14 protein-coding genes are annotated in these 16,696 nt (G+C 69.9%); 7 read left to right on the top strand and 7 right to left on the bottom strand.

The annotated features are described in order from the left end of the window. Positions 1-30 precede the first annotated feature (30 nt). The 3 genes from IBL26_RS19485 to IBL26_RS19475 all read right to left on the bottom strand — a co-directional run bounded on the left by IBL26_RS19485 (position 31) and on the right by IBL26_RS19475 (position 3,139). Positions 31-1,389 (bottom strand): flavin monoamine oxidase family protein, encoded by a 1,359-nt coding sequence (locus IBL26_RS19485; protein ID WP_187786182.1) that lies wholly within the window; start codon positions 1,387-1,389, stop codon positions 31-33. A 3-nt stretch (positions 1,390-1,392) separates the two neighbouring features. After that, positions 1,393-1,851 (bottom strand): YccF domain-containing protein, encoded by a 459-nt coding sequence (locus IBL26_RS19480; protein WP_187786181.1) that lies wholly within the window; start codon positions 1,849-1,851, stop codon positions 1,393-1,395. A 118-nt stretch (positions 1,852-1,969) separates the two neighbouring features. Then, a complete protein-coding gene (locus IBL26_RS19475; RefSeq protein ID WP_187786180.1) occupies positions 1,970-3,139 on the bottom strand; it encodes a patatin-like phospholipase family protein in 1,170 nt (389 codons plus the stop codon). A gap of 340 nt (positions 3,140-3,479) precedes the next feature. Between IBL26_RS19475 and IBL26_RS19470 the strand changes: the two genes are divergently transcribed. The 5 genes from IBL26_RS19470 (at position 3,480) to IBL26_RS19450 (ending at position 9,844) form a co-directional block, all read left to right on the top strand. Then, the gene (locus tag IBL26_RS19470; protein ID WP_187786179.1) at positions 3,480-4,112 is read left to right on the top strand and encodes a biliverdin-producing heme oxygenase; all 633 of its coding nucleotides are present in this window, start codon (positions 3,480-3,482) and stop codon (positions 4,110-4,112) included. Beyond that, positions 4,105-6,681 carry an HWE histidine kinase domain-containing protein gene (locus IBL26_RS19465; protein WP_187786178.1) on the top strand — a complete coding sequence of 859 codons (2,577 nt, stop codon included), beginning with the start codon at positions 4,105-4,107 and terminating at the stop codon, positions 6,679-6,681. Before IBL26_RS19470 ends, IBL26_RS19465 begins: the two co-directional genes overlap by 8 nt. 493 nt (positions 6,682-7,174) lie before the next feature. After that, entirely contained in the window at positions 7,175-8,161 is a 987-nt protein-coding gene (locus IBL26_RS19460) for a TIM44-like domain-containing protein (RefSeq protein ID WP_187786177.1), read from the top strand. 347 nt (positions 8,162-8,508) lie between these two features. After that, positions 8,509-8,892 (top strand): hypothetical protein, encoded by a 384-nt coding sequence (locus tag IBL26_RS19455; RefSeq protein WP_187786176.1) that lies wholly within the window; start codon positions 8,509-8,511, stop codon positions 8,890-8,892. Between the two features lie 7 nt (positions 8,893-8,899). Beyond that, positions 8,900-9,844 carry a diacylglycerol/lipid kinase family protein gene (locus IBL26_RS19450; protein WP_187786175.1) on the top strand — a complete coding sequence of 315 codons (945 nt, stop codon included), beginning with the start codon at positions 8,900-8,902 and terminating at the stop codon, positions 9,842-9,844. 387 nt (positions 9,845-10,231) lie between these two features. Here IBL26_RS19450 and glcF read toward each other — a convergent pair whose 3' ends face one another. Then, the gene (glcF, locus tag IBL26_RS19445) at positions 10,232-11,554 is read right to left on the bottom strand and encodes a glycolate oxidase subunit GlcF (RefSeq protein ID WP_187786174.1); all 1,323 of its coding nucleotides are present in this window, start codon (positions 11,552-11,554) and stop codon (positions 10,232-10,234) included. Between the two features lie 473 nt (positions 11,555-12,027). Between glcF and IBL26_RS19440 the strand changes: the two genes are divergently transcribed. Next, positions 12,028-12,222, top strand: a complete 195-nt coding sequence (locus tag IBL26_RS19440) for a hypothetical protein (RefSeq protein ID WP_187786173.1) — start codon at positions 12,028-12,030, stop codon at positions 12,220-12,222. A gap of 545 nt (positions 12,223-12,767) precedes the next feature. On the opposite strand, the gene IBL26_RS19435 is transcribed toward IBL26_RS19440, so the two are convergent. From IBL26_RS19435 to ykgO, 3 genes are all read right to left on the bottom strand, one after another. Continuing rightward, positions 12,768-13,976: an FAD-binding protein gene (locus IBL26_RS19435; protein ID WP_187786172.1), complete on the bottom strand. Its 1,209-nt coding sequence runs from the start codon at positions 13,974-13,976 to the stop codon at positions 12,768-12,770. After that, positions 13,973-15,436 carry an FAD-linked oxidase C-terminal domain-containing protein gene (locus IBL26_RS19430; protein ID WP_187786171.1) on the bottom strand — a complete coding sequence of 488 codons (1,464 nt, stop codon included), beginning with the start codon at positions 15,434-15,436 and terminating at the stop codon, positions 13,973-13,975. Before IBL26_RS19430 ends, IBL26_RS19435 begins: the two co-directional genes overlap by 4 nt. Before the next feature lie 595 nt (positions 15,437-16,031). Then, complete coding sequence (gene ykgO / locus IBL26_RS19425) at positions 16,032-16,157, bottom strand: type B 50S ribosomal protein L36 (protein ID WP_019459583.1); 126 nt, start codon at positions 16,155-16,157, stop codon at positions 16,032-16,034. Between the two features lie 176 nt (positions 16,158-16,333). On the opposite strand from ykgO, the gene IBL26_RS19420 reads away from it, so the two are divergent. Further along, complete coding sequence (locus IBL26_RS19420) at positions 16,334-16,696, top strand: hypothetical protein (RefSeq protein WP_187786170.1); 363 nt, start codon at positions 16,334-16,336, stop codon at positions 16,694-16,696.

The following is a 16,696-nucleotide window of genomic DNA, read 5'->3' as shown; positions in this document are numbered from 1 at the left end:
GAGGTCATCTGTTTCCGCGCCGCAATAGCGTCATCCCGCCGCCGAGGCGAGCCGCGCGTGCCAAGCGGCCGCCGCCCCGCTCTCCCACGCACCGCCGAGGGTGGCGGCCAGGCTGGGGTGGCAGGCCTCGCCCGCGAAGCACAGCCGCCCCTCCGCCAGCGGCGCCGCCAGCACGCCGCGCGCTGCGGCCCGCCCCGGCAGCGCGTGGCTGTAGGCGCCGAGGGAGAACGGGTCCCGCCCCCAGTCACTGACCAGGGCGCCACGGCGGCGGATGGCGGCGGCGGCCCGGCTGCCGAAATTGCGCGCCAGTTCCTCCATGGCAAAGGCCACGGTGGCATCCGGCCCTTCCGCCGAGAGCGCCCAGGCGGCACTGCCGCCGACGAAGCCCATCAGGTGGTCATGGCCGAAGGGCCAGGCGATGGCGGTCATCGCCGCTTCTTCCTCCCGCTCCACCCGGCGCTCCAGCGCGGCGAAAGGCGGCAGGTCCAGCCGGTCGTCGCCTGCGGCGCGCAGGCCGATCTTGGTCAGCAGCCCCAGCGGCAGGTCGTGCAGCGCCTGCTCCGTCGCCACCGGCAGCGGCGGGTCGAAGCGGATGGCGCCCGCCGCCAGCACGGCGGTCGGCACCGTCACGATGATGGCGCGGGCGCGGATGCGGCCGAAATCGCCCTCCGCCACCACCGACGCGCCGCCCCATTCCACCCGCGTCACCACCGCGCCGTAGGTGATGTTCAGGCCCTCGGCCAGCCGCGCCAGCAGGGTGCCCGCGCCCTCCGGCAGCAGCAGGTCCGGCGGTTCCAGCTGGGTATCCAGGTAATCCCGCGCATCCATGGAGGCGAGCGGCGCGGCGCAGATCACCGGCCCTTCCCAATGCGCCACGGTGGCATCCCAGTAGCCGGTGCCGAAACCGGCCCGCGCGGCCAGGGCGGCGGCACTGTCCCCCACCTGCACCGGCGTCGCCGCCAGCCGGGCGTGGAAGCCTTCCCATACCGCGTCATAGGCCGCCATCTCCGCCGCGCCCACCTTCTGGCCGGCGTCGAAGCAGGCGGAGATGCGGTGGGCACCGTGGTCGAACGGCACCATCCCCATCGCCTCGGCCAGCGGGCGCAGCGGGTTGCGGTTGGCGGCGTGCAGCCAGGTGGCGCCCAGGTCGAACGGCGCGGCCAGGGTGGCCGAATCGGTCCAGGCGCGGCCGCCCGGGCGGGCCCGTGCCTCCAGCACCCGGCAGGTCAGGTTGGCCTGGCGCAGCGCCCGCGCGGCGGCGATGCCGGCGGCACCCGCCCCCACCACCAGCACGTCCACGTCCACAACCGGCGCACCGGCGACGGCCCCAGGCACATCCCGGGTGGCGTCCAGGCTGGCCTCGACAGGGGAAGCAGGCTGTTCAGGCATCGCTCAGCGCCGCACCCGGTCCAGCACCGACTGCCCGCGGCCGAGCGCGATGGCATCGCCCACCGCATTCGGCACCACACGCTTGCCCACCGGGAACAGCGCCGCCCCGGCCAGCTTCAGATGCGCCCAGGCGAAGGGCAGGCCGATGATGGTGACGGCCGCCGCCGCCGCCAGCGCCAAATGGCTGAGGCACAGCCAGATGCCCGCCAACACGAACCACAGCACGTTGGCCACGAAGCCCAGCGGGCCGCTGCCCAGGGTGGGGCGCCCGGTCAGCTCCTCCTTGGTCACCAGCGTGTTGCCGAAGGGCAGGAAGCTGTAGCCGGCCATCATCAGACAGGCCCGCGCCCAGGGCAGGCCGACAATGGTCAGCGCCATCACCACGGATGCCAACAGCCACATCAGGGCCGGGATGAAGCCCAGGCCGGGCACGTTCCAGAGGATGTTCAGCAGCAGGGCCATCGGGGCGTCCAATCGTACAAAGCGTGGTCGTCATAGAGGCTGTCCAGGGTGCTGTCCGGGCCGGACAGCCGGATCACGAGGCCGGCGGAACATGGCATCGTGATCCCGGGCACAACGCTCAGGCGGGCGTCCGGTGCACGTCGTGCACCACAATTTCACTGCCCGGCGGCGGCATCGCCAGCCAGTGGCCCTGGCGCAGGGTGGCGCGGGTATCCTCCAGCCCGCTGCGCCAGTGCTCCCGCATGGCGGTGGTGGAGAACTCGTAATCCTTCGCCTGCCCCTCATGCGTCTGCTGCTGGTAGATCATCTGCAGGATCACCACTTCCGGCATCCTTGCCAGCCGGCGCTTCAGGTCCCGCTGGCGGTCGTCCAGCCGCTCCTCCGGCACCATGTCCAGCGCCCGCTGCAGGTCCCGCTCCAGCGAGCGGATGCGGCGATACGCATCGGTCACCAGCCGGGTGCGGCTACTGTACTGGATGTCCTTCTGGCGGGACATCACCGCCGGCATGCTGCGCGGGATGGCGCCGCGCGCGCTGAACAGGTCCACCTGGAAGGCCAGGGTGTTGTGCCCCTCCAGATTGTCCAGCAGGTGCTGCAAAGGGGTGTTGGAGACGAGGCCGCCATCCCAGTAGTCGTCCGTGCCCACCCGGATCATCGGGAAAGCCGGTGGCAGCGCGCCGGAGGCCAGGATGTGGTCCTCCGTGATCTGCATCCGCGCACTGTCGAAAAACGCGAAATTGCCGCTGCCGACATTCACCGCGCCGACCGAGAAGCGGATGCGGCCATCGTTCAGCCGGTCGAAATCCACCAGCCGGCGCAGCGTCTGCCGCAGCGGGGCGGTGTCGTAGAAGGCGGTGGCGGTGGGGGAGCCGGCGGTGGAGAACCACGGGCTGGGCAGGTTGGGCTTGAAGAAGCCAGGCTGCCCCAGCGCCATCGTCAGCGCCGCCGAGGCCTCGTGCCGCCACTGCCGCGCCAGGTCCCCGCCATGCAGTTCCACCCCCGGCGGCCACAGCCGCTCGTTGGTTACGGTGTCCCAGAACGCGCGCAGGGCCGCCAGCCGCCGCTCCGGCGGGTTGCCGGCCATCAGCGAACCGTTGATGGCGCCGATCGAGACACCGGCGATCCAGTCCAGCCCGATGCCGGCTTCCTCCATCGCCTCGTACACCCCGGCCTGGTACGCCCCCAGCGCGCCACCGCCCTGCAACACCAGGGCAACGCGCCGGCAGCCCTGCGGCCGCCAGGGGTCGTCGCGCTCTGTCGCGCTCGGCGGGTGGCTGTGCTCGTCCATGGGCGCATCCTGACGCGTCGGGTGGGAAACAGGCGGGGGCAGGCCCCGCAAGCGCAAAGCAAGCGCCCGGCTCAAGATGGTGACGCGGGCAGCGCCGCGCCACCCCGCACGCCGGAAGCCCCAAGCACGGCTTTGCGTGCAACCTTGAGCGGGAGCCGGGATTTGTACGCCGTTGCCACCACGCTGTATCATGCAGGCCATGCCTTGCCGGCTTTGTGCGCTGCATCGGTGCCCAGGCTGGCCTATCAACCATCCGCCCCAAACAGGCGCCCGGCCGGGCGCCTTCCACGCCGGCGCTGCATTCGCGCGCCCTTTGAATCGAAGGAAAGCCCCGACCCGCATGGCTCACGAGACGGACACCGCGCCCCAAGGCATCCGCTGGCACCTCCGGGACGCCACGCGCGCCCTCCATGAGGAGGTCGATGGCCTGGGCTCCGGCTTCAGCCTCAGCGACGTCGAGGGATACCGCCGTTTCCTCCGGGCGCATGCACGGGCACTGCCTGGGGTCGAGCACGCCCTGGAAGCCGCCGGCATTGCCACCCTGGTGCCGGACTGGCCGGCCCGCAGCCGCCGCGCCGCCTTGGCCGCCGACCTCGCCGCGCTGGGCGAGGCTCCGCCCCCCGCCGCCCCGGCTACCCTGCCGCCGGGCGAGGCCGCGGCGCTGGGTGCCGCTTATGTGCTGGAGGGGTCCCGCTTCGGCAATGGCATGCTGCTGCGCCAGGTGCGGGAAGCCGCCGACCCCGCCATGGCCGCCGCGACCGCCTATCTAGGCCACAAGGCCGGCTGGCCCGCCTTCCTCGCTTGCCTGGAAGCGCGGCTGGCCGACCCCGCGCGCTGGCCCGAGGCCGCCGAAGGCGCCCGTGCCGCATTCCGCCATTTCCACGCCGCATTGGCCGCCGAGGCTCCCGCCGAAGCGCCGCGTGACGGCCGCGCCTCCATTCAGGCCACGGAAGGCCAGGCTCTGCATGTCTGACAGCCCTATCATTCCCGCCGCCGAATTCGCACTGAACGAGCAGATCGACCTTACCAATTGCGAGCGGGAGCCGATCCATCTCCTCGGCGCCATCCAGCCCACCGGTTGCCTGATCGCGACCTCCGACGATTGGCGCATCCGCCGCGTCTCCGCGAATATCGGCGCGCATCTCGGCCGTGAGCCGGACGACCTGCTGGGCGAGTTGCTGAACGACGTGCTGAGCCATAAGGCGATGCACGATATCGGCGGCCGCCTGCACCTGCTGCGCGGCCCCAACGCCATGGAACGGCTGTTCGGCGTGCCGCTGCAGGATGGCGGCGTGCCCTACGACCTCGCCATCCACATGGTGGAGGACACCATCGTCATCGAGGCCGAGCCATCGGACCTGGAGGACGGGCTGGAAGCCGGCACCACCGTGCGCGGCATGATCGCCCGGCTGCATCAGGCAGAAGGCTTCGAGGGCCTGTGCCGGGAAGCCGTGCGGCAGATCCGTGGCCTGACCGGCTTCCACCGCGTCATGCTCTACCGCTTCGACCATGACGGCGCGGGCGAGGTTATCGCGGAATCCGCCGCCAGCTTCCTCAGCTCCTTCCTCGGCCTGCGCTTCCCGGCCTCGGACATCCCGAAGCAGGCGCGGCTGCTGTACGAGCGCAACTGGCTGCGGCTGATCGGCGACATCAAGGCCGAGCCGGTGCCGCTGGTGCCGCAGCTCGATTCGCGCGGCAAGCCGCTGGATCTCTCCATCAGCGTGCTGCGCAGCGTCTCGCCCATCCATATCGAGTATCTCGGCAACATGGGGGTGCACGCCTCCATGTCGATCTCCGTGATCCGCAAGGGCAAGCTGTGGGGGCTGATCGCCTGCCACCACAACGAGCCACTGCGCCTGGCCTTCGAGCGCCGCACCGCCGCCGAGTTGTTCGGCCAGATCTTCTCCCTGCTGCTGGAAAGCCGGGAACGGGATGCCGAGCTGGCGCGCGTGGCCGAGGCCAACAAGGTCCATAACCGCCTGATGGCCTCGCTCGGCGCCATGCGCCCGGGCACCCGCTCCCTCACCGACTTCCTGGACATGCTGGGCGAGGTCCTGCCCTGCGACGGTATCGGCCTGTGGAGTGCCGGCGGCACCGCGCTCCGCGGCCACACGCCGAGCACCGAGGAATTCGCCGGGCTGGTGCGGTTCCTCAACCGCACCGCCTCCGGCAGCATCTATTCCACCTACAACCTGGGCGAGGTGCACGCCCCGGCCCGCGACTATGCGGACCGCGCCGCCGGCATCCTCGCCATCCCGCTCTCCCGCGGGCCGCGCGACTACCTGGTGTTCTTCCGGCGGGAGGTCTCCCGCTCCGTCACCTGGGCCGGCGACCCGAACAAGCCGATGGCCGTCGGGCCCAACGGCGTACGGCTGACGCCGCGCAAGAGCTTCGCCGCCTGGCGCCAGACGGTAGAGGGCCAGTGCCAGCCCTGGACCGACAGCGACATGCAGATGGCCGAGCGCGTCCGCATCACCCTGCTGGAAGTGGTGCTGCAACTGGCCGACATGGCGGAGCGGGAGCGCCGCGCCTCCCAGGAACGGCAGGAAATCCTCATCGCGGAGCTGAACCACCGCGTCCGCAACATCCTCGGCCTGATCCGTGGCCTGGTCGGGCAGAGCCGTGACCATGCGGCGACGGTCGAGGAGTTCGCGGCGATGATCGGCGGCCGCATCCAGGCCCTGGCCCGCGCGCACGACCAGATCACCGCCGACAAGTGGCAGCCCGCGCCGCTGGCCGACCTGGTGCTGGCCGAGGCCGCCGCCTACCTGGAAGCCAAGGCCGACCGCGTCATCCTGGAAGGCCCGCCAGTGCTGCTGGAGCCGCAGGCGCACACCACCCTGGCGCTGGTGATGCACGAGATGATGACCAACGCCGCGAAGTACGGCGCGCTGTGCGACAGCCACGGCACCATCCGCATCCGCTGGACGCCGCTGGAAGACGGCAGCCTGGAAATCCTCTGGACGGAGGAAGGCGGCCCGCCGGTGAAGCCGCCCAGCCGCAAGGGCTTCGGCACCACCATCATCGAACGCGCCGTGCCGCACGACCTGAAGGGCGAGGCCGAACTGCGCTACGCCCTGGCCGGTATCGAGGCCCGGTTCGTGCTGCCCGCCGTCCATGTCCACCTGGCCGAGGCCTCCGCCCACGTGACGCCGAAGCCCGCCATGGTGCCGGAGGCGGAGGAGACGCCCATCCCCCGCCGCGTGCTGCTGGTGGAGGACAACCTGCTGATCGCTATGGACGCGGAGGACCAACTGCGCCGCATGGGGGCCAAAGAAGTCGAAGTGGCCTCGGGCGTGCAATCCGCCCTGCAGATCATCGCGCGGGAACCGCCGGATATCGCGCTGCTGGACATGAACCTGGGCCGGGAAAACAGCTTCCCGGTGGCCGATGCCCTCTCCGCCCGCGGCATCCCCTTCGTCTTCGCCACCGGCTACGGCGAGACCAGCGCCTTCCCCGAACGCTTTCGCAAGTCGGTGGTCATCAAGAAGCCCTACACCCAGGCGGATATCCGCGTGGCCCTGACACGCCGGCTGGGGTGAGTGCGATGGGAAGGGGGCCGGGGAAGGAATTCCCCGGCCCCCTTCTTTCTTTTTTCGGGTTTTGCCGGTGCGGCCGTTGAGAAGTCTGGTCTGAGAGACGGCTGGGTGCGCCGGAAGTTCTGGACCTCCGGCGCATGAGGGTTCAACCGGCGTGGCCCATGATCAAATCATCAAGCAGCGTCGGCCCAGATTCTGAGGCGCTCCACCAAACTCGCAGAAAAAAAGAAGCGGTCCGGGGAATTCTTCCCCGGCCTTCCTCCCACCGAACAGCGCGGCCCACTCGCACCTGCCGCGAATCCGGCTCGCAGCAGATTGTCCGCCCCGGCTCAGCCACTCCCTCAGATCCTTGAAAAGACACGGGTCCACAGGTCCCGGAGGCCTGGGAAAACGCCCCGAGCGCACGACATCTTGCAGATGCGACGCGGGGCTGCATTGGCGTTGGGCCCTAACATTACTATATCATGGACAAATCATGGACTACCGGAGACCCATCATGCGACGCCAAGCCCGTTTCCTGACCGCAATCGCGGCCCTGGCCTTCGTGCTGGCGCCCGCCATGGCCGATGCACGGCCGGGTGGTGGCTTCAGCTCCGGCAGCCGCGGCAGCCGTACCTATAGCGCCCCGCCCGCCACCCGCACGGCCCCGACCGCGCCCAGCCAGATGGACCGCACCGCGACGCAGCCCACCCGCCCCGCCGCGCCGGTCACGCCGGGTCAGGCGGTGCCGCAGGCGCAGGGCAGCCGCTTCGGCGGCGGCTTCATGGCCGGCATGATGGGCGGCCTGATCGGCGTGGGCCTGGGTGGCCTGCTGTTCGGCAACGGCCTGTTCGGTGGCATCAGCGGCTTCGCTGGCCTGCTGGGCCTGCTGCTGCAGGTGGCGCTGGTAGTGTTCGCCGTGCGCTTCATCATGAAGCTGGTGCGCCAGCGCAACCAGCCCGCCATGGCCGGCGGCCCCAATCCGCGTGCGGCCATGGGCGGCGCGGCCGGCCCGATGGGCAACACCTATGCCCGCCAGGCGACCAACCCGGCGGCCGGCGGCTATGGTGGCGGCAGCGCCCCGGTGGCCACCAGCCCCATCCAGGTCACCGACGCCGATTTCACCGCCTTCGAGCGGACGCTGAAGGAGGTGAACGCCGCCTGGTCCCGCCGCGATGAAGCCGCGCTGGGCCGCCTGGCGACGCCGGAGATGGCTGGCTACTTCGCCAACGACCTGCGCGACCTTGCCAGCCGCAACTGGCACAACGAGACGCGCGACGTGCAGCTGGAGCAGGGCGACCTGTCCGAAGCCTGGCGCGAGGGTTCGACCGAGTACGCCACGGTCGCCATGCGCTTCAGCCTGGTGGACGTGACGCGCGATCTCTCCACCCACGCGGTGGTCGAGGGCGACCCGGAGCGCCGCCAGACGGTGACGGAGCTGTGGACCTTCGCCCGCCAGGGTGGCGGCGCCTGGCGCGTCTCCGCCGTGCAGCAGGCGAGCTGAAGCCTGGACAGGCCTGGGGAGCACATCCCCAGGCCTTTTTCTTTGCGTAAGCGGTAGCCAGTGCGCCGCGATTGGCGTCGGCCGCAAGACCGGACGCCGGTGTTCTGCCAAACCGGCACACAGGTTGCTCCAGCGCAGAATCCACACCGTGTATGCTGGAAACCGCTCAAGTCCCGGAAGTGACCTTCCCTTACGCTCCCCCAGATCAATCCAGATGCCGAAGCCGTGAGCCGGACACTGCGAGCGATTGCAGGGATGTGCCGCCCGGTCGCATCGTCTATTCAGGGGGTCATTCATGCCCCCGTGCCGAGGCCCAGGGGCGCCTGGAAGAGCACGGAGAGACTGCCATGTCCGGCTACTCGGCACACAACGAGTATGATTTCGACGCGGACCGGCGCACCGGCCGCAACTGGGGTGCCATGGCGCTGCGCGGCATCGGCATTGTCTTTTGGGGCTTTGTCAGCTTCGCCCTTACCTTTGTCGAGCTGGTGGCCGAGGTCGTGGCCCCGCTGCTGCTGATGCTGGGCGGGCTGTGGTGGGCGGCCTCGCAGATCATCGGCAAGCTGCCGGTCCCCGCCGAGGTGCAGCCGGTGCTGGAGGCCTTCCCCACGCAACTGGTCGCGGCCGGGCACGTTCTGACGCCCACGGGCCTCATCGTGCAGGGCCTCTGGCTCCTGGCGATCGTCGCCGCCTGCCGGACATTGAACGGCATCATCTTCAAGGAAACCTGAGACCCACTTGCAGCCCGCAGCTCCCCGCCGCCTCTTCGTCATCATCAATGAGGGGGGCGGCTCCGTGCTGGGCCGCAACCCGCTGCCGGCCTTGCGGGACGCCTTCGCCCATCATGGGCTGCAGGCCGAGATCCACCTCTGCCCCGGTGCCGCCCTGGTCGAGACCGCCACCAGGGCCCTGGCCCGCACTGGCCCGGGCAAGGACTACGACGCCATCCTGGCCGGCGGTGGCGATGGCACCATCGGCGCCATCGCCGGCGTGCTGGCCGAGAGCGGCGTGCCCTTCGGCGTGCTGCCGCTCGGCACCCTCAACCACTTCGCCAAGGATCTCGGCCTGCCGCTGGAGATCGAGGACGCCATCGGCATCATCGCCGCCGGCCAGGTCCGCGCGGTGGATGTGGCGGAGGTGAACGGGCATGTCTTCGTCAACAATTCCTCTCTCGGCCTCTACGCCACCATGGTGGCGGAACGGGACCGGCAGCGCCGCCGCGCCGGCTGGGGGAAATGGCCCGCCATGGTCTGGGCCAGCCTGAAGACTGCCCTGCGCTTCCCGGTACGCCGGCTGAGCGTCAGCACCGAAGGCTGGACCCGCCGCTACAAAACGCCGCTGATCTTCATCGGCAACAACGCCTACGACGTCAGCCTGCCCCGCCCCGGCACCCGCGCGGTCCTGGATGACGGCCGCCTGTGCCTGTTCATCGCCCGCCCCCGCCGCATCTGGGGCCTCATCCGCGTCGCCATCCGCGCCATGCTGGGCCGCCTGAAAGAAGAACGGGATTTCGAGAGCTACCTGATCTCCGAAGTCGAAATCCGCTCCCTCTCCGGCTGGGTCCGCGTCTCCGTCGACGGCGAAGTCACGCCCATGCGCCCGCCCCTGCGCTACCGCATCCGCCCAGGGGCGCTGATGGTCTATGCGCCACCGCGGAATGGGGGGGCTGTTCTGGGGGTGTGAAGGGGGAAGGCCGGGGAAAGAATTTCCCGGGCCCCTTCTTTTCTTTCTGCGAGTTTGGCGTGGTGCTGCAAGACTAGGAGCGGACGCTGCTTGATGATTTCAAATACGGGCCACGCGGGCTGAGCCCTCAGCCGTCGAAGGTCCTAGAGGCTGTTTTGGACCACCCATAAACCACCGACTTCATTCATCATTCTCGGCGCGTCAACGGGAATAAAAATGTTTCAAATCAGATATTTAAACGTAGGTTCATAACCGCCTTTAGGCCTTCGGCGTACCCAGCCGTGTTCTCAGAACCACCCTCTCAACAGCCCCGCCGAAAAACTCGAAAAGGAGAAGATGGGGTCCGGGGAATTCCTTCCCCGGCCTTCCCTTCACGCCCCCGCTCCGTCACGCCACCTGTGGTTCCACCACCCCGTCCGGCCGGGGCCCGCCCGCCATCCAGTCCAGCAGCTCCACTGTGTGCACGGCCGGCAGCCCGCCTTCTCCCGACAGCTGCGTCAGGCAGCCGATATTGCCGCCCGCCACCAGTCCTGCCCCGGTCCGGCGCAGGTTCTCCAGCTTGCGGGCGCGAAGCTGGGCGGCGATGTCGGGCTGCATCAGGTTGTAGGTGCCGGCGGAGCCGCAGCAGAGATGCGGCTCGGCGGGTTCGCGCACCTTGAAGCCGGCGCGGGCCAGCAATTGCTTTGGCGCGGCGGTGATCTTCTGGCCATGCTGCAGGCTGCAGGCGGCGTGGTAGGCCACTTCCAGCCCGTTCGCCGCGCGGGTGGGGGCGTAGTCGAACTGCACCAGCACCTCGGAAATGTCCTTGGCCAGGGCGGAGACGGCGGCGGCGCGCGCCGGCTGCTCGCCCGGCTCGGCGCGGAACATGAAGCCGTAATCCTTCACCGTGGTGCCGCAGCCGGAGGCATTGATGACGATGGCATCGAGCCCCTCGCCATCGATCTCGCGTGTCCAGGCGTCGATATTGGCACGGGCCAGGGCCATGGCGGGGTCGTGCTGGCCCATGTGGTGGTTCAGGGCGCCGCAGCAGCCTTGCCCGGTGGTGACCACGACATCCAGCCCCATGCGCGTCAGCAACCGGATGGTGGCTTCGTTGATGGAGGGCGCCAGCACCTTCTGCGCGCAGCCGGTCAGCAGCGCCACGCGGCCGCGTCGTTCACCTTCGGCCTTGTGGATCTGCGGGCCCTGGGTGGTGGTGGCGGGCGGCAGGCGGGTGGGGGCCAGTGCCAGCATCGCCCGCAGCCGCTTCGCCGTCATGGACGCACCGGGTACCAGCCGCCGCAGCGGCCGCGCCAGGCCGGCCGCGCGCATGGCCAGGCGGAAGCGGCCGGGATAGGGCAGCAGCAGCCCCAGCGCGCGGCGCAGCAGCCGCTCCGGCCAGGGGCGGGTATAGGTACGCTCGATATAGCTGCGGGCGTGGTCCACCAGATGCATGTAGTTCACGCCCGAGGGGCAGGTGGTCATGCAGGAAAGGCAGGAGAGGCACCGGTCCACATGCCGCACCACCTGCTCGGTGGCCGGCCTGCCGCCTTCCAGCATGTCCTTGATCAGGTAGATGCGGCCGCGCGGGCTATCCAACTCATCGCCCAGCAGCACGAAGGTCGGGCAGGTGGCGGTGCAGAAGCCGCAATGCACGCAGCTCCGCAGGATGGTGTTGGATTCGCGTGTATCCGGGTCTGCGAGCTGCGCCGGAGTGAAGCTGGTTTGCATGGTGGTTCTGTCCGTCTCCCGCCCCCAGCGTGGGCGGGCGCGGCGCCCGACGCAAGCTGGAGCGTGATGGCCTGAGGCGGAATCGCCGAAAGCCTGAATCACACGACCAAACAAAGGCGTAGAGCGTGGTTCGTGAACGGATGCGAACGCGTCATGCTGCAGCCACCGCGCGATGACGCCCTGTTCGCAGCATGAACCTGGCTGCCGGTGCCACGATGCCGCCGCGATGCCGCCCTGCCAGTGCCAGCATGGGCCCCGACAGTGGTGATCGCCGCAAGACGACGCGGCAGGCTCCCTCCGCCCGCAGCCGGGCCGGCTGGCCCGCCCTTCCCCCAGGGGGTTGGCCGATCCGGTGACGCTCAGGGCGGAGGGACGCCGCCGCCGGCTCTCAACCATTCCTCAATCTTTTCCGTGGCAGGATGGGCGCGCCAACCGGCCCAAAAGGGGCTTCCTGACGGAAAGACCCCCTGACCATGCGCGCTCTCGCCCTCGCCGCCAGCCGCCACAGCCTGCCCAGGACGCCCATGGTCGTGGCCTATGTGCCGCCGGCGGCCCTGCGCCCCGCCCGCCCGTTGCTCGAAGCCCTGGCGGCATCCCGCACCGTGGGCGGCCCGGCCGAAGCCGCCCGCCAGGACGCGTTGCGCGCCATCCCGCGCGGCCAGCCGTAGCAGCAGGGGCCCGAGTCGCCAGCCGTATCCTGATGTCGGCACTGGCGCCGAGTCGCAGGGCTTCCCGATGCCGGCGGCGCTGCTGCCGCAGGCTCCGGGCATCGTCCGATTACGGAGAGCGCTTGCCGCCATCCCCACGCAGCCGGCGCACCAGGTGGGGCGGCCCGGCGTGGCCTCTCCCAAAACGCCGGCACCCCACCAGCATCTCAGAAAAACCGCTGCCGCTGCCAGGATGGATCGACATTCAGGCTTGGGCAGGAGGGCCGGGGAAGGAATTCCCCGGAGAGTCTTTTGGGTGTGGCTGCGGGGGCCTCGGTTCTTCTACGCCCAGACCAGGGTTACGCCGAAGGTCCGCGACCGCGGGAGGCCGATCATTCAGCCCGGATAACTCACGATCTTGCTCATGGCGGCACCCGAGGTCCTGAAGCCCCACACCAATTGACAGAAAAAAGATGAGGCTTCAGGGGAACTCTTTCCCCTGACCTTCCTCCCCCTCCCCCAGGTCGAGCGCCGATCGGCCCTAGCGGCTCACCGCCGCCGCGCCCTCACCCACCCGCGCGCATCCGTCCGGGATTCAGCACCCCCCCCGGGTCCATCGCCGCCTTCACCCGGGCGCCGATCGCGGCCAGGGGCGCCGGTTCCTCCGGCAGCACCGCCACGCTGGCACGCAGCGAATCCGGCGCACGGAACAAAGTGAAGGTCCCGCCCGCCGCCTGCGCCGCCCACACCACAGCCTCATGCGCCGCCGCGGTGGCCGGGCCCGCCACCCAGACCAACCCGCCGCCCCAATCCAGCAGCAGCCGCGCCTGGAAGGCCGCGCGCAACGCCGCCGCCACGCCCGGCCCCGCCTTCGGCCGGACGGAGAGCCGCCAGACCGCCTCTTCCGTCCCCGCCGTGCCACCCAGCAGCAGCCGGGCATCCCGCACCGCGCGCCACAGCATGCCGGAGGCCTCGCCCTCCAGCAGCGTCACGCCACCGAAGCCGGCCAGCACGCCGCGCAGGGCGGCGCTTCGGTGGGGCAGGAATTCCGCCACGTCTTCCAGCCGCAGCAACGCGGTGGGGCCATGCAGCCCCAGGGCGGGCTCGCCATCCGGCAGCACCGCCGCGCCGCTGACACCAAACGGGCTGCCCAGCCCGGCGGAGAGCGCGGCCACCGCCTGTTCCAGCGTTTCCACCGCTACCGCCAGGGTCAGGGCCCCACCCGGCCTCGGCAGCACCTTCAGGGTAATCTCGGTCAGCACCCCCAGCGTGCCGTGGCTGCCCGCCAGCAGCTTGCGCAGGTCCAGCCCCGTCACATCCTTGTGCACCCGCCCGCCGGAGCGGACGAGCTCGGCATGCCCCGTCACCGCCCGTACACCCAGCACCTGGTCCCGCACCGCGCCGCTGGAGGCGATGCGCCGTGGCCCGGTCAGGTTGGTGGCGACGATGCCACCCAGCGTCGCCGGCAGGCTGGTGCCGAACAGCGCGGAGAAATCCGGCGGCTCGCCGATCAGCATCTGCCCGTGTTCGGCCAGCGCGGCCTCGATCTCCGGGATCGGCGTGCCGGCGCGGGCGGCCAGCACCATCTCGGCCGGCTTGTACAAGGTGATGCCGCGCAGCCCCGATGTGGAAAGCCCCCGCGCCGCCTGCACCGGCCGCAACATGCCGCGCTTGGTACCGTTCCCCTCCACCGCCAGCGGCGCATGGTCCGCCACAGCCTGGCGCACCGCCTCCACCACCCCGGCCTCGTCGGCCGGCACCATCACGCCGTTCATGCCACCGCCTGGGGGGCGAAGGCGGGGTTGCCCTCCAGCGGAAACACCTTGGCCGGGTTCAGCAGCCATAGCGGGTCGAAGGCGGATTTGATGCGGCGCTGCTGCGCCAGCTCATGCGGCAGGAACTGCACCGGCATCAGGTCCCGCTTCTCGACGCCCACGCCGTGCTCGCCGGTCAGGCAACCGCCGACCTCCACGCACAGCTTCAGGATGTCGGCGCCGAAGGCCTCGGCCTTGCCGAAGCTGACCGGGTCGTTCGCATCGAACATGATCAGCGGGTGCAGATTGCCGTCCCCCGCATGGAAGATATTCGCCACCTTCAGCCCATAGGCCTCGGACATCTCGCCCATCCGCCGCAGCACATGCGGCAGTTCCCCGGTGGGGATGGTGCCGTCCATGCACAGATAGTCCGGGCTGATGCGGCCCACGGCGCCGAAGGCCCCCTTGCGGCCCTTCCAGATCGCCAGCGATTCCTCCGCCGTCTCCGCCACCCGCAGGCTGATCGGGTCGAACCGCGCACAGATCTCCTTCAACTGGCCGAGCAGGAAATCCTGCTCCTCCAGGTTGCCCTCGACCTCGATGATCAGCATGGCCTCGGCATCCAGCGGGTAGCCGGCGTTCGCAAATGCCTCGCAGGCATGGATGGCCGGGCGGTCCATGAACTCCAGCGCCACCGGGATGATGCCGCTGGCGATGATGGCATCCACAACCTGCCCGGCCACCTCGTTGCTGCGGAAGGCGCCCAGCATCGCCCGCGCCCCCTCCGCCGCGCGCAGGATGCGCACCGTCACCTCGGTGACGATGCCCAGCTGCCCCTCGCTGCCGGTGATCAACCCCAGCCAGTCATACCCGGCGGCGTCCAGATGGCCGCCTCCCAGCTGGATCACCTCCCCCTCGATCGTCACGAAGGTCAGGCCGAGCAGGTTGTTGGCGGTGACGCCGTATTTCAGGCAATGCGCGCCGCCGGAATTCATCATGACGTTGCCGCCGATCATGCAGGCCAGCTGGCTGGACGGATCAGGCGCATAGAAGAAGCCGTCGGCGGCGACCGCCTGGGTGATGCCGATATTCGTCACCCCCGCCTGCACCACGGCCAGCCGGTCGGCGTAATCGACCTCCAGGATGCGGTTCATCCGCATCATGCCGATCACCACCCCGTCCTCCAGCGGCAGGGCGCCGCCGGAGAGGCTGGTACCGGCGCCCCGCGGCACGATACGGATGCGGTTGGCGTGGCAATAGCGCAGCACGGCCGCCACCTGCTCCGTCGTCTCCGGCAACACCACGGCCAGCGGCGGCTGCCGATAGGCGGAGAGCCCATCGGTCTCATAAGGCTTCAGACGAATCGGGTCGCCGATCACACCCTCCCCGCGCGCGCCAGGGGGAAGCAGGGTGCGCAGCGCGGCCAGAATCTCCTCGCGCCGCGCCAGCACGCTGCGGTCAGGGGCGGGCAGTTCGATCATGGCGCGGCGTCTCCCCTGGAGTTTTCCTTGCGGAAAGGATGGGGCGGGTGATGGGGGGCAGGCAAGCGCCTCGCGCTTTGCCGGAGATGGGGCGACGGAAGGTTGGGGGGAGTGAACTCCCCCAAGCCCCCTCCTTTTTCCGGGGTGTGCGGGGCTGTGCGTTCGGGGAGGTCGGGGCTTCAGCTGCAAGGTCAGCGCGGGCTCAAGCGTGGAATCGGATAGCTGACAGGAAGGTCGCTTCCCAAGCTCTACCGGCTCGCTGGCGGCTACCAAGGATGAGCGATGGACCATCGATTCGGTTTTTGAACTAGCCCCGCTTTTCCAGTTGCTCCGAAACATCCTGGGCCGGCATTGGCACAAAAGACCTGCGCAATCGGGGGCTCATGGCTGCCGCGCCCACCGCGTGCAGACACGGCACTGCGTGTAGCTGGCCCAAGCCCTCCAAGGCCGCGGGACATTGTCGCGCGACGATCACGCTCCGCTCCAGACCCACCTACAGCCGCCAAACGCAAAAAGGGCGCCACAGGGCAATCCCGTGGCGCCGTTTTTTGCCGAAGATGCCTGGGCCGCACGAATGCGGCCAGGCACCCCGCAATCAGCCCTGGCGGGCCTTCATGCGGGGGTTCTTCTTGTTCAGCACGTACAAGCGACCACGGCGGCGGACCAGCACGCAGTTCTTGTCGCGCGTCTTGGCGGACTTCAAGCTGTTACGAATCTTCATGACCAACCTCGTCGCGAGGGGGCCGGCTTTAGGGTGCGGGGAGGCGACTGTCAACCAGCAAGCGACTCTTCCCTGGCCAGCCTCCGGCCATCCCGTTACAGCGTGAAGCGGCGGAAACGCGCCGCAGCACGGGAGAATCCAGTTTGCCACGGCGGCCGGCACAAGGGAATCCATCGGTGAGGCGTGGCTGGCTCGCCGCGCTGCTGATGCTCGCCCTGATGGTGCAGTCCGCCCTGGCCGCCACGGCGCCGCTGGACCGCGCGGTGGCGTTCGACCCGCTTTCCGCCCTCTGCTCCTATGAAGGCCATGGCGCCGGCGGCGGTGTACCGGGCGAGAGCCAGCACCCGCCGGATTGCTGCACCTTCGGCTGCGGCACGGCGCTGCGCCTGCCTGCCGCCCCGGCCAGCCCGGGCATCGCCATGCCGCAGCCGTGCCTGGTGGCGCTCTGGGCACCCCGGCCGGCACAGACCGGCCCTCCCCCGGCCGCGGCGCGCCTGCGCCCCGGCCTCGGCGCCCGCGCTCCTCCCCTGGCGGCCTGA

The organism is Teichococcus aerophilus, assembly GCF_014490485.1.
In the GTDB taxonomy this organism is placed as follows: domain Bacteria; phylum Pseudomonadota; class Alphaproteobacteria; order Acetobacterales; family Acetobacteraceae; genus Pseudoroseomonas; species Pseudoroseomonas aerophila.
This window is presented reverse-complemented; position numbering and strand designations above follow the sequence as displayed.